At 59.9% G+C, this 13302-nt stretch carries 11 protein-coding genes; 6 read left to right on the forward strand and 5 right to left on the reverse strand.

The features are described from left to right. The first annotated feature begins 87 nt into the window (after positions 1–87). From RTX98_RS08150 to hflX, 6 genes are all read left to right on the forward strand, one after another. A complete protein-coding gene (locus RTX98_RS08150; RefSeq protein WP_312795863.1) occupies positions 88–2361 on the forward strand; it encodes a PAS domain-containing sensor histidine kinase in 2274 nt (757 codons plus the stop codon). After that, a complete protein-coding gene (locus RTX98_RS08155) occupies positions 2351–3715 on the forward strand; it encodes a sigma-54 dependent transcriptional regulator (protein ID WP_312795864.1) in 1365 nt (454 codons plus the stop codon). The genes RTX98_RS08150 and RTX98_RS08155 overlap by 11 nt, the downstream gene beginning before the upstream one ends. A 19-nt stretch (positions 3716–3734) precedes the next feature. Then, complete coding sequence (trkA, locus tag RTX98_RS08160; RefSeq protein ID WP_312795865.1) at positions 3735–5111, forward strand: Trk system potassium transporter TrkA; 1377 nt, start codon at positions 3735–3737, stop codon at positions 5109–5111. 11 nt (positions 5112–5122) lie between these two features. Next, a complete protein-coding gene (locus tag RTX98_RS08165) occupies positions 5123–5983 on the forward strand; it encodes a D-amino-acid transaminase (protein ID WP_312795866.1) in 861 nt (286 codons plus the stop codon). Between the two features lie 120 nt (positions 5984–6103). Further along, on the forward strand, positions 6104–6352 hold the full coding sequence (gene hfq / locus RTX98_RS08170) for an RNA chaperone Hfq (RefSeq protein ID WP_189502186.1): 249 nt from the start codon (positions 6104–6106) through the stop codon (positions 6350–6352). 9 nt (positions 6353–6361) lie between these two features. After that, positions 6362–7717 (forward strand): GTPase HflX, encoded by a 1356-nt coding sequence (gene hflX, locus RTX98_RS08175; RefSeq protein ID WP_312795897.1) that lies wholly within the window; start codon positions 6362–6364, stop codon positions 7715–7717. On the opposite strand, the gene mazG is transcribed toward hflX, so the two are convergent. From mazG to metG, 5 genes are all read right to left on the reverse strand, one after another. Beyond that, complete coding sequence (gene mazG / locus RTX98_RS08180) at positions 7700–8539, reverse strand: nucleoside triphosphate pyrophosphohydrolase (RefSeq protein ID WP_312795870.1); 840 nt, start codon at positions 8537–8539, stop codon at positions 7700–7702. The genes hflX and mazG overlap by 18 nt on opposite strands. 197 nt (positions 8540–8736) lie before the next feature. Beyond that, a complete protein-coding gene (locus RTX98_RS08185) occupies positions 8737–9942 on the reverse strand; it encodes an ABC transporter substrate-binding protein (RefSeq protein WP_312795872.1) in 1206 nt (401 codons plus the stop codon). A 130-nt stretch (positions 9943–10072) separates the two neighbouring features. After that, positions 10073–10891 carry an MBL fold metallo-hydrolase gene (locus tag RTX98_RS08190; RefSeq protein WP_312795874.1) on the reverse strand — a complete coding sequence of 273 codons (819 nt, stop codon included), beginning with the start codon at positions 10889–10891 and terminating at the stop codon, positions 10073–10075. Between the two features lie 4 nt (positions 10892–10895). Further along, complete coding sequence (locus RTX98_RS08195; protein WP_312795876.1) at positions 10896–11687, reverse strand: TatD family hydrolase; 792 nt, start codon at positions 11685–11687, stop codon at positions 10896–10898. A 2-nt stretch (positions 11688–11689) separates the two neighbouring features. After that, complete coding sequence (metG, locus tag RTX98_RS08200) at positions 11690–13300, reverse strand: methionine--tRNA ligase (protein ID WP_312795898.1); 1611 nt, start codon at positions 13298–13300, stop codon at positions 11690–11692. Positions 13301–13302: the final 2 nt, after the last annotated feature.

The following is a 13302-nucleotide window of genomic DNA, read 5'->3' on the forward strand; positions in this document are numbered from 1 at the left end:
TGGAGATGCCTTCTACAGGCGTTTGTTGCAATCTCGCCACATTGCGTTGCATAAGTGCAACGGAGTCGAGGGATGATTTGCAACCACATGACAGCGCAGGCACCAGCCGCATCCGGTCCGCTGTTGAGACAGACTTACACGTCTGAGGGCAGGCGCGTCAGCCTGCTTCCGGGCGTGATCGCTGTGGTTTGCGCGCTAGTCATAGGCGGTATCTCCTTTACGATCCTGATGGGTTTGACGCCCATCGAGCCGAACGAAGAGGCGGTCCTCGCGCTGATCGGCGCCAACGCGCTCTCGGTCCTGGTTCTGTTCGGCCTGATCAGCCGCGAAATCTACCGCATCTATCGCGCCCGGAGAGCGGGCAGGGCGGCTTCCCGGCTCCATGTCCGCATTGTCGCGATGTTCGCGCTGGTTGCAGCCATTCCAGCAATCCTGGTTGCGGTTGTCGCCTCGATCTCGCTGGATGTCGGTCTCGACCGATGGTTCGAAATCCGCACTAAGACCATCATCAACACCTCGCTATCGATCGCCGAAGCCTATGTTCAGGAAAATGCCCGCAATCTGCAGGGCACGACGCTGTCGATGGCCCATGACCTCGATCAGTCCCGCTCGGTCTACAATCTCGACCGTACGGGGTTCAGAGATCTCATGCAGCGGCATGTCATCGGCCGTGCCCTCGCGGGTGCGGTGCTGATCCGCGGCGACGGCTCGTTCGAGATGTCAGCCGACGCGCCGAATAACAATTTCGAAATCCCACCGCCGCCCATCGAAGCTGTGCAAACGGCTGTGGACGGCAAACCTGTTCTCATTCCACCGCTGCGCCAGAACATCGTAGGCGCGATCATCCGGTTGAAAGAGCTTCCGGATCTCTACCTCTACACCATCCGCCTGGTTGATCCCGAGGTCATTCGCGCCCGTCAGATCGTGCGAGCCAATGCTGATGCCTATCGCGACCTCGGCAACAATCGCCGCACCACGCAGATTGCCTTCGCCCTCATCTATATCGGGCTGACGCTCATCATCGTCCTGTCTGCGATCTGGACCGGCATCGCAGTTGCTGATCGCCTCGTGCGTCCGATCCGCCAGTTGATTGGCGCAGCCGACAAGGTTGCAAGCGGCAATATGGATGCTGCCGTACAGGTCCGCGCCACCGATGGCGATGTCGCTTCTCTCGGCGACACGTTCAACAAGATGGTTCACCAGCTGAAATCGCAGCGCAATGAAATCCTGTCAGCGCGCGACGACGCCGAAGACCGACGCCGCTTCTCGGAAGCTGTCCTGTCGGGCGTGACCGCCGGCGTGATCGGCGTCGATCCTCAGGGCGAGATCCAGGTCGTCAACCGTTCTGCTTTGACGATGCTGGCTCTGCCTGTTGCGACAGCGATCGGGCGAAACCTGTCTGAGGTCCTGCCGCATGTCGGCGGCGTATTGAACACCGCCCGAGACTTAGGCCGTGCCGTTTATCGCGAGCAGGTAACGTTCTTCCGTGCCGGTGCCGAACGTACCTTCAACGTTCAGGTGACGATCGAAGATAGCGGTGAGGAGAACGAACGCTCATATGTGGTAACGGTCGACGACATCACCGATCTCGTCCAGGCGCAGCGTTCCTCCGCATGGGCGGATGTCGCTCGCCGCATCGCGCATGAAATCAAGAACCCGCTGACGCCGATCCAGCTGTCGGCTGAGCGCATCCGCCGCCGCTACGGCAAGGTCATCACGGAAGACCGCGAAGTCTTTGATCAATGCACGGACACGATCATTCGCCAAGTCGGCGATATAGGCCGCATGGTCGACGAGTTCTCGGCCTTTGCACGCATGCCGAAGCCGGAACTAAAGCTCGTTGACCTGCGAGAATCTCTGCACGAAGCCTCCTTCCTTGTTGAGGTTAGCCGCTCGGAAATCAGCTTTGAACGCGACTTTGGTCCTCTGCCATTGAAGGGTCAGTTCGACAGCCGGCTCCTTAGCCAGGCATTCGGCAACATCATCAAGAATGCGGCCGAAGCGATCGACGGTGCCGAGCGAACCGACGGCGTCATCCGGGTTGCAGCCAGACGCGAAGGCGCGATCATCCAGGTCGATGTGATGGATAACGGCAAAGGTTTGCCGCGCGAAAATCGTCAACGCCTGCTCGAGCCCTACATGACCACGCGCGAGAAGGGCACCGGCCTCGGCCTCGCGATTGTCAAGAAGATCGTCGAGGACCATGGCGGCCACCTCGAACTGCATGACGCCCCTAAGGACTTCCACGAAGGCCGCGGCGCCCTGATCCGTATCGTTCTGCCGGCGGTGGATCAGGCCGACCAAGTTCCAGCCGGCGCCGCGACGCAACCCGTATCCGAGAAGGTGATCGATGGCCTCTGATATCCTCATCGTCGACGACGAAGCCGACATCCGCGACCTCGTTGCAGGCATTCTGGACGATGAGGGGCACGAGACCCGCACGGCCCATGATGCCGACAGCGCGCTCGCGGCAATTAACGACCGCGTACCGCGTCTGGTGTTTCTTGACATCTGGATGCAGGGTTCACGCCTCGACGGGCTGGAACTGCTCGCCGAGGTCAAGAAGCTGCATCCGGATCTGCCGGTCGTCATGATTTCAGGTCACGGCAATGTCGAAACGGCCGTGTCTGCCATCCGCAGCGGCGCGTATGATTTCATCGAAAAGCCGTTCAAAGCCGACCGCCTCATCCTGATCGCCGAACGCGCTTTGGAAGCTTCCAAGCTAAAGCGCGAGGTGTCCGACCTCAGGAAGCGCAGCGGCGACAACTTCGATCTGATCGGCACGTCGGCTGCAATGAATCAGCTGCGCCAGACAATTGATCGGGTCGCACCGACCAACAGCCGCATCATGATCCTGGGGCCATCTGGCTCCGGCAAGGAGATGGTGGCGCGGGCCATCCATGCGCATTCAGCGCGGAAGAACGGACCCTTCGTAGCGCTCAGTGCGGCCTCGATCACGCCGGACCGCATGGAAATCGAACTGTTCGGCACGGAGTCGTCGGATGGCGGCGGGCGCAAGGTTGGCGCGCTGGAAGAAGCGCATCGCGGCATCCTCTATCTCGATGAAGTCGCCGACATGCCGCGCGAAACGCAGAACAAGATCCTGCGAGTGTTGGTGGATCAACAGTTCGAGCGCGTCGGCGGCACGAAGCGCGTGAAGGTCGATGTGCGCATCATCTCTTCCACGGCGCACAATCTCGATTCGATGACCGCCCAAGGCCGCTTCCGCGAAGACCTTTACCATCGCCTTGCCGTCGTGCCAGTCGTCGTTCCCGGCTTGGCAGAACGTCGCGAAGACATTCCGTTCCTCGTGGACAGCTTCATGCGTCAGACTGCCCGCAGTGCAGGCATCAGGCCGCGTCAGATCGGCAATGACGCTATGGCCGTGCTGCAAGCCCATAACTGGCCCGGCAACGTGCGCCAGCTTCGCAACAACATCGAACGGCTGTTGATTCTGTCGCGTGACGGTGAGGAGAGCGCGCCCATCACCGCTGACCTGCTGCCGGCGGAAATCGGCGACATGATGCCTCGCGCGCCGAACCAGTCGGACCAGCACATCATGGCGCTGCCGCTCCGCGAAGCACGCGAGCATTTCGAGAAGGAATATCTCATCGCGCAGATCAATCGTTTCGGCGGCAATATCTCGCGTACCGCCGAGTTCATTGGTATGGAGCGGTCAGCGCTTCACCGGAAGCTCAAGTCGCTCGGCGTCTAGTTCCTGAACAGGGTCTGCCATGAAGGTCATTATCTGCGGTGCCGGCCAAGTCGGATACGGTATCGCGGAACGTCTGGCGGCCGAGCGCAATGACGTGTCGGTTATCGACGTCTCGCCTGAACTGATCCGCAACGTCCGCGATACGCTGGATGCCAAAGGCTTTGTCGGCCACGGCGCGCATCCCGATGTTCTGGCGCGCGCCGGTGCGCAGGATGCCGATATGATCGTGGCGGTGACGCTCTACGATGAAGTGAACATGGTGGCCTGTCAGGTCGCCCATTCGCTCTTTAACGTCCCAACGAAGATCGCCCGCATACGGGCGCAGTCCTATCTCCTGTCGCAGTACCAGGATCTGTTCGCACGCGAACAGCTACCGATCGATGTCATCATTTCGCCCGAACGCGAGGTGGCTGAACTCGTTCTGCGACGGATCGCACTCCCGGGGGCAACGGACGTCGTCAGGTTCGCCGAAGGTGCAATCGCCATGGTGGCAATCGAATGCCTGGACGAATGTCCGGTCATCAGCACACCGCTCGCCCAGCTGAGTGAACTCTTTCCCGACCTGCTTTCCACGGTCGTGGCCATCAGCCGGGAAGGGCGCTTGTTCGTTCCGCGCTCGTCGGATCAGTTGATCGCCGGCGATCTCGCTTACGTCGTGACGGCCAAGGACCACGTACGTCGTACGCTCGGCCTGTTCGGGCACGACAAACAGGAAGCAACCCGCATCGTTATCGCCGGCGGCGGCAATATTGGTCTCTACGTCGCCCAGACCCTTGAGAAGCGACAAAGCCGCACGCGCGTAAAGATCATCGAAAGTGGCCGCGAGCGCGCCATCGCCATCGCCGACGAGCTACGCCGGACGGTTGTTCTGCATGGCAGCGCGCTTGACCAGAAGCTGCTCACGGAAGCCGATATCGACGACACCGATCTCATGGTGGCTTTGACCAATGACGATCAGGTCAATGTCCTGTCCAGCATCATGGCGAAGCGTCTCGGCTGTAGGTCCAATCTGACCCTGATCAACAATCCGTCGTTCCAGGATTTCACCCACACGCTCGGGATCGAAGCACAGGTGAACCCGCGATCCGTGACGATCTCGCGTGTGCTGCAGCATGTCCGCCGAGGCCGCATCCGTGCGGTTCACAGCATCGGGCGCGGCGCTGCAGAGATCATCGAAGCGGAAGCGCTGGAAACGTCTCCGCTGGTGGGCACAGCCTTGCGCGACCTCAATCTGCCATCCGGCATTCGCATAGGCGCCATCTATCGCAATGGCGCCGTGCTGCGGCCGTCCGGCGAGTTTCAGATCAAGGCGAAGGATCGCGTCGTCATGTTCGCTCTGGCTGAGGGCGTCAAAAGTGTGGAACAGATGTTCCGTGTCAGCCTCGAATTTTTCTGAGGGATTATACCGTGCCAAGAATTGCCTACGTCAATGGCCGCTACACCGCCCACGCCGATGCAGCCGTTCACATCGAAGATCGCGGCTACCAGTTTGCCGATGGCGTTTATGAAGTCTGCGAGATCGCGCGGGGCTACATTGTCGATTCAACGCGCCACCTCGACCGGCTGGATCGCTCGCTCCGCGAGTTGAAGATCGCTTCGCCCATGGCGCGGCAGCCATTGTTGACGGTCATGCGGGAAGTTATCCGCCGGAACCTGGTTGAGAACGGCTTGGTCTATCTTCAGGTCACACGCGGCGTTGCACCCCGCGACCATGCCTTCCCGGCCAATACCAAGCCAAGCCTCGTCGTGACCGCCAAGCGAATTGATCCCGCCGGCGGCATCAAGCGCGCGGAAAGCGGCATCAAGGTCATCACCGTGCCGGAAAATCGCTGGGAGCGCGTCGACATCAAGTCGGTCGGGTTGCTGCCCAATGTCTTGGCAAAACAACAGGCTAAGGAAGCCGGTGCCCAAGAAGCCTGGTTCGTCGATCCAGACGGCACGGTGAAAGAGGGTGCTTCAACCAACGCCTGGATCATCACCAAGAACGGCGTTCTGGTCACGAGGGCGGCTGATACGGGCATTCTGCGCGGCGTTACGCGCACAACGGTGCTCGACATCATCAAGAAACATGGCCTGTCTGTTGAAGAACGGCCCTTCACCGTCGAAGAAGCCTACGATGCGCGAGAAGCCTTTATCACCTCGGCAACAACCTTGGTGACGCCTGTCGTGACCATTGATGATCGCACTATCGCCAACGGTCACCCTGGTTCGATCGGTTCCTCGCTTCGTCAGGCGTTTTTTGACATTGCGGAAAAAATCAAGGCCTGATACCCGCAAAGAGGGGGAAGAAAGGTCGAACGCAATATTGCTCGCGGATGACCTTTCTTGTGCCAGCTTCAGCGAAGCGCGGCATCATCCTCTCTACGAGACCGGCGAAAGATAAGAACAATGGCCGAACGCGCACAAAATCTTCAAGACCTTTTCCTCAATTCGGTTCGCAAGACCAAAAACCCGCTCACGATCTTTTTGATCAACGGCGTGAAGCTGACAGGCGTGGTAACGTCCTTCGACAATTTCTGCGTTCTCTTGCGCCGCGACGGGCATTCGCAGCTCGTCTACAAACATGCAATCTCCACCATCATGCCGAGCCAGCCGGTTCAGATGTTCGATGGTGAAGAAGCAGGCCGGGACGCCTGATTGGCTGAAATGAACGAGACGGGCGCCGAGCGTCCGCTGATCGAAACGGGCGAGGGCGGTTCAACAGGACGCACCCTCGTCATCGTTCCCGTTCTCACGCGCCATCAGCGCCATGAGGACGAGCATACCGGCCGGCCGCGTTTGGGCCGCTCTCCCGAAGCACGCCTCGAAGAGGCCGTCGGCCTGGCACAAGCCATCGACCTCGAGCCGGTTTTCACCGACATCGTCATGCTGGCTGATCCTCGGCCGGGCACCCTGCTCGGGTCGGGCAAGGTCGCTGAACTGGCTGAAATCGCGAAGGAAGCGAAAGCTAATCTCGCGATCATCGATCATCCGCTTACGCCGGTGCAGCAGCGCAATCTCGAAAAAGAGCTGAACATCAAGGTCCTCGACCGGACCGGTCTGATCCTTGAGATTTTTGGGCGCCGCGCGCGCACGAAGGAAGGTTCGCTTCAAGTCGAGCTCGCGCATCTGAACTATCAGCGCGGCCGTCTCGTTCGCAGCTGGACCCACCTTGAACGTCAGCGCGGTGGCGCCGGCTTCCTTGGTGGTCCCGGTGAAACGCAGATCGAGGCGGATCGCCGTCTTCTGCAAGACAAGATCATCAAGCTGAAGCGCGAACTGGAAACGGTTCGCCGCACGCGTGACCTTCATCGCGCCAAGCGCCGCAAGGTGCCGTTCCCGATCGTGTCGATCGTCGGCTACACCAATGCCGGCAAATCCACTCTATTCAACCGCCTAACAGGCGCCGGTGTGCTTGCCGAGAACATGCTGTTCGCCACGCTCGATCCGACGCTGCGGCGGGTGCAGCTGCCGCACGGCACGACGATCATCCTGTCGGACACGGTCGGCTTCATTTCCGATCTCCCTACGCACCTCGTGGCTGCTTTCCGCGCAACGCTCGAAGAGGTCGTGGAAGCGGATCTCGTGATCCATCTCCGTGACATTGCAGATCCAGACACGGCTGCGCAGGCAGAGGATGTTGAGCAGATCCTGTCGGATCTCGGCATCGACGCGGAGGATGCCGAGCACGTCTTGGAAGTCTGGAACAAGGTCGATTTGATCGATGACGCGACCCGTGAACAGCTTCTGCAAGCGACCGACGGACCGCCGATCTCGGTTTCAGCCATCACAGGCGAGGGCATCTCGGCACTTGCCGAGCTGATCGAAACCCGCATTGCGGGCAAGCTGGCCAACATCGAGGTCGTGCTTCGCAACGACCAACTCGGCCTCCTCGATTGGATCTATCGCGGCGGCGATGTTGTTGAGCGTGAGGATCGCGAAGACGGGTCTGTGGCACTCACGCTTCGCGCTACACAGGCACGCCGCACCGAGATCGAAACGCGCCTAGGTGGCGCTGCCTGACGGCAGCGTCTTGGCTTTCTGCCAAAGCGCTTCCATCTCCTCCAGGCTGCTATCGTTCAGCGTGCGACCATCCGCTTGCAGTGCATCTTCGATCGCGTGAAAACGCGTCTTGAACTTGGCATTCGTGCCTTGCAGGGCCTTTTCCGGATCGACGTCGAGGTGGCGGCCAAGATTGACCAGCGAGAACAGGACATCGCCAAACTCGTCCGCCTTCGCAGCAGCGTCGTTTTCCCTGAGTGCCTGCCGAAACTCGCCGATTTCCTCTTCTATCTTCGCCAGGATCGGCTCGGCCTCAGCCCAATCAAAGCCGACTTTTGCCGCTTTCTGCTGCAGCTTGATCGCTCGCGTCAGCGCCGGCATGTTGACGGGAACGGAGTCGAGGTAACCGGCACCATGGTCCTCAGCCGGCAGACCACGCCCCACGCGACGCGCACGCTTCTCCGCTTTTTCTTCAGCCTTGATGCGCTCCCACTGACCCTTTGCCATACCTCCGTCGGCGGCGCGCGCATCACCAAAGACATGCGGGTGTCGGCGGATCATCTTGGTGGTAATAGCCTCGACCACATCGCCGAAGCTGAACTGGCCGGCTTCGCTCGCCATCTGCGCATGGAAGACGACCTGCAAGAGAAGGTCGCCGAGTTCATCACGAAGATCGTCTAGATTGTTGCGCTCGATCGCGTCAGCAACCTCGTAGGCTTCCTCGATCGTATAGGGCACGATGGATGCGAAATCCTGTTCGATGTCCCACGGGCAACCGGTTTCGGGCGTCCGCAGGGCAGCCATGATTTCGAGAAGTCGGGATATGTTTTTGCTGGGCTTCATGCCCGACCGTAGCCCTTGCAACGGAGACACGGCAAGGATGCCGGAGTACATGGGCGATCTATCCACACGAGAACGTCATAGGGACGTTAAGCCGCCGCATCAGCTTAGATCACATAAGATGGATTATGGAACCTATTAGAAGGTGTGCGACCATGAGGTTGCGGCGGAGCATCGACTACCCCGCCGCAAATCCGGGATTATTTCACCAGTGGACAGCCGCTTTCCTCAGGCTTCGCGAAAGCTTGGTCAGCCGGCACGGTGGCCAGCACCGTGTAGTAATCCCACGGCACATCGCTTTCGCCAGGCTTCTTCACCTGCATAAGATACATGTCGTGGAACATCCGGCCGTTCACGCCAACCTTGCCATTCTCTGCGAAAATGTCGTTGACCGGCATCTCATGCAGTGCCTTTGCGACAGCTTCGGTTCCGTCCGTCTTCGTCTGGTCAACGGCTTTCAGGTATTGCAGGACGGCAGAGTAAGTGCCGGCATGGACCATGTTCGGCATCGCATTGGTACGATCGAAGAAGCGCTTGCTGAATTTCTCCGTGTCTGGCGTCCGCTTCCAATAGAAGCCTTCGGTGAGAACCAGACCTTGAGCGGTGTCTAAGCCAAGCCCGTGCACTTCGGCCAGAGTGACGAGCAATCCGGCAAGGCGCTGTCCACCTTCCACGATGCCAAACTCTGCTGCCTGCTTGATGGCATTTGCGGTGTCGGCTCCGGCATTGGCCAAACCGACGATCTTTGCGCCTGATGATTGCGCCTGCAGCAGGAAGGACGAGAAGTCGCTTGTGCCGAGCGGATGACGTGCAGCACCCACGACCTTACCGCCGCTGGCTTTTACGAGGTCGCCGGTCTGCTGTTCCAAGGAATGGCCGAAGGCATAATCGGCCGTGATGAAGAACCAGCTATCCCCGCCTTCCTTCACCAACTGACCGCCTGTTCCCACGGCCAGAGCATGCGTGTCATAGGCCCAATGGAAGCCGTATGGCGTGCATTGCTTGCCCGTCAGCTCCGCGGTTGCAGCGCCGGTGTTGATGGTGATCTTCTTCTTTTCTGCCGATAACGCCTGTACCGCCAGGCCAACCGACGACGTGGTCAGGTCCATGATCGTGTCGACCTGTTCCAGATCGTACCACTGGCGCGCGATGTTTGCGGCGATGTCGGCCTTGTTCTGGTGGTCGGCCGAAACGATCTCGATCCGCTTTCCAAGCACTGTTCCGCCGAAGTCTTCGACGGCCATTCTGGCCGCTTCTACGGAATTTTTGCCGCCAAAGTCGGCATAAACTCCGGATTGGTCGTTCAAAATTCCGATCTTTACGACGTCATCGGAAATTTCCTGCGCGAAAACCGGGCTCGCGCCAAGAAGCAAGGCTAGGCTCGAAGCCAGAGCAGCACGTTTCATCAATTCCTCCCAAAATTGCAGCCATCAAGGTTGTATGCGCCGAACCTCCATCAGCGCGTTCAAACAAACAATTGGCCAAACGTATGACGTCACTGCGAAGACCGTTCTGTCAAGCGGCCGACGAGATCTCTCAGGCTTGATCCACGCAATCCGCTTCGATCACCAGACCATCAAAGGCCGGCGAAACATGATCAGGGGTTTCACGCTCGACGACGTCATAGTCGAGCGGGACGTGCATATGGGTGAGCACCGCGCGCTTTGGCGCGAGACGCTTGATCCAGCCAAGTGCTTCGCTAAGGGAGAAGTGGCTTGGATGGCTGCGATACTGAAGTGCGTCGATGACGAGGCAGTCCAGACCGTTCAGCCTTTCGGCGGTTGCGTCGGGATATTGGCTCACATCAGAGCAATAAGCGATCGAACCGAGTCGGAAGCCAAGCGAGATGATGTCGCCGTGTTGTTGCGACAGGGGCTCGAAGGTGAGGGCACCCCCCTTCCCTTCAATCGTGAACGGCTCGAAATGTTGAATGCGCCGGTCGCGCAGGATTGGCGGATAGCTGCTGCCTGGCGGTGTCGTGTAGCAATAACCGAACGCCTGATCGACGCGCTCGAAAGTCATTTGATCGGCATAGACATCAATCAACTGGCGCTTGTCGAGATAGTAGCTGCGCAGATCATCGATGCCGTGAATGTGGTCGGCGTGGGCGTGAGTCAGAACGACAGCATCGATGAAGTCGACCTTGGCGGCGATCATTTGCTCGCGAAAGTCGGGACCGGTGTCGATGACCACGCGGGTAACGCCGCGATCAGAAATGCGCTCGACCAAGGCGGCAGCGCGCTTGCGCTTGTTCTTCGGGTTCGAAGGATCACAAGCGCCCCAGTCGCCGTTCGGACGCGGCACGCCCGGCGACGAGCCGCAGCCAAGGATAGTCAGGCGCAGCCGATCAGCCATGCGATCAGGCAGCGTCCGCTGGACGCCGGCACTTGGCGAACAAGTGGAAGAAGTTGTCTGTCGTGGCCTGTGCCATTTCTTCTGGCGATACGCCGTGAACCTCAGCCAGCACCCGCGCAGTGTTGACCACGAAGGATGGTTCGTTGCGCTTGCCTCGATGTGGAAGCGGCGCGAGGAAGGGAGCGTCAGTTTCCACGAGCAGGCGGTCACGCGGCACGCTGGCTGCGATCTCCCGTAGGGCTTCCGACTTCTTGAAGGTCAGAATGCCGGAGAATGAGACGTAACCGCCAAGTTCGACACCAACCCTTGCAAGTTCCGGGCCGGATGAGAAGCAGTGCAGAATGAACGGGAAGGTACCCTTCTCGCTTTCTTCGCGAAGGATGGTCGCCACGTCCTCGTCGGCATCGCGGGCGTGGATCACGAGCGGCAGGCCGGTGGTGCCCGCGGCCGCGATATGTGTACGAAAACCCTGCGCCTGCAAATCGCGCGGCGCCTTGTCATAGAAGTAATCGAGACCCGCTTCGCCGATCGCCACGACCTTCGGTTCCTCGGCAATACGCAGGATTTCGTCCAGCGTGACGTCCGCTTCCTCACCGGCTTGATGCGGATGCGTGCCGATCGAGCACCAGACATCGTCATAAGCCGCCACGATCGCGCGCAGCCGGTCGAACTGCCGGACGCGCGTGGAAATCGTCACCATCGTGCCGACACCCGCCGCACGCGCGCGATCAACGATCGCGTCGCGTTCAGCCTCGAAGTCCGGGAAATCGAGGTGGCAGTGGCTATCAACCAGCATGATCAGGCCTGCCCGGTCTCACTTTCGACGTAGCGCGGGAACACGCCCTGTGGAGCCGGCAGGCTCGCACCGGCCTTCAGCGCGCCGACGTCGCCGAGATCAGCAAAGCTGCGCTTGTCGGCCGGCACGTCCAATTGATCGAGCAGCTTGTCGGCCGAAGCCGGGATGAACGGCGTGCAAAGAATGGCGATCCGCCGGATGACCTCCGCCGTGGTATAAAGCACGGCTTCCATGCGGGCCGGATCGGTCTTCTTCAGCGCCCAAGGCTCCTGGGCCGCGAAGTAGCGGTTGGCTTCCGACACGACGGCGAAGATCGCAGCGAGCGCATGATGCGTGGCCTGCTCAGCCATCGTTGTCCGAGCCGTCGCGAGAGCTGCATCGGCCTGCGCCAGGATCGCACGATCGATGTCGTTCGTCGCCGCCGACGACGGCACCCTGCCCTCGCAATTCTTGGCGATCATGGACAGCGAGCGCTGTGCGAGATTGCCAAGGTCGTTGGCGAGATCCGCATTGGTGCGGTTGACGATGGCTTCATGGCTATAGTTGCCATCCTGGCCAAACGGCACTTCGCGCAACAGGAAGTAGCGCAGACGATCAAGCCCGTAGTGATCAACAAGCGCCATCGGATCGAGGACGTTGCCAACGGACTTCGACATCTTTTCTCCCTTGTTCAACACGAAACCGTGGCCGAATACGCGCTTCGGGAGTTCGATGCCGGCCGACATCAGGAAGGCTGGCCAGTAGACCGCATGGAAGCGTGTGATGTCCTTGCCGATGACATGCGCGTCGGCCGGCCAATATTTCCAGCGTGGAGCATTCACATCTGGGAAGCCGGCCGCCGTAATGTAGTTGGTCAGTGCATCGACCCAGACATACATCACGTGTTTCTCGTCGCCAGGAACAGGGACGCCCCAGTCGAAGGTCGTGCGCGAAATCGACAGATCCTTGAGGCCGGAGCGCACAAAGCTTACGATCTCGTTGCGACGTTCGGTCGGCGCGATGAAGCCCGGTTTAGACTCGTAGAGGGCGAGCAGCCGGTCCTGATAGGCCGACAAACGGAAGAAGTAGCTTTCCTCTTCGATCCACTCCACCGGCGTACCCTGCGAGCCGTAGCGGACGTCGTCTGCACGAACTTCGGTTTCTTCCTCACCGTAAAAGGCTTCGTCGCGCACGGAATACCAGCCGGCATAGCCACCCTTGTAGATGTCCCCGTTGGCTTCCATGGCTTTCCAGATCGCCTGCGAAGCGATCTTGTGACGCTCTTCCGTGGTGCGGATGAAGTCGTCGTTGGATGCGTTCAGAGATGCAGCCATGCGCTGGAATTCGGCGGTGTTGCGATCCGCCAGCTCGCGCACGGGGATGCCCTCCTTGCGCGCGGTCTGCAGCATTTTGATGCCGTGCTCATCGGTGCCCGTCAGGAACAGGACGTCCTTGCCATCCTTGCGCTGAAAGCGAGCCATCGCATCACAGGCGATCAGTTCATAGGCGTGGCCGATATGCGGTTTGCCATTGGGATAAGAGATCGCGGTCGTGATGTAGTATTTTTCGGACATGCGGGAGCGGCCAATTGGGAAAGCTTGCCTCCTAGACCATCCCTGCCCGGATGGCCAGATGC

The organism is Tianweitania sp., assembly GCF_032053605.1.
In the GTDB taxonomy this organism is placed as follows: domain Bacteria; phylum Pseudomonadota; class Alphaproteobacteria; order Rhizobiales; family Rhizobiaceae; genus Tianweitania.

Coding starts and splice junctions, on each gene's coding strand:
- RTX98_RS08150 (WP_312795863.1), top strand. CDS start 88: ATGACAGCGCAGGCACCAGCCGCATCCGGTCCGCTGTTGAGACAGACT.
- RTX98_RS08155 (WP_312795864.1), top strand. CDS start 2,351: ATGGCCTCTGATATCCTCATCGTCGACGACGAAGCCGACATCCGCGAC.
- trkA (WP_312795865.1), top strand. CDS start 3,735: ATGAAGGTCATTATCTGCGGTGCCGGCCAAGTCGGATACGGTATCGCG.
- hfq (WP_189502186.1), top strand. CDS start 6,104: ATGGCCGAACGCGCACAAAATCTTCAAGACCTTTTCCTCAATTCGGTT.
- hflX (WP_312795897.1), top strand. CDS start 6,362: ATGAACGAGACGGGCGCCGAGCGTCCGCTGATCGAAACGGGCGAGGGC.
- mazG (WP_312795870.1), bottom strand. CDS start 8,539: ATGAAGCCCAGCAAAAACATATCCCGACTTCTCGAAATCATGGCTGCC.
- RTX98_RS08185 (WP_312795872.1), bottom strand. CDS start 9,942: ATGAAACGTGCTGCTCTGGCTTCGAGCCTAGCCTTGCTTCTTGGCGCG.
- RTX98_RS08190 (WP_312795874.1), bottom strand. CDS start 10,891: ATGGCTGATCGGCTGCGCCTGACTATCCTTGGCTGCGGCTCGTCGCCG.
- RTX98_RS08195 (WP_312795876.1), bottom strand. CDS start 11,687: ATGCTGGTTGATAGCCACTGCCACCTCGATTTCCCGGACTTCGAGGCT.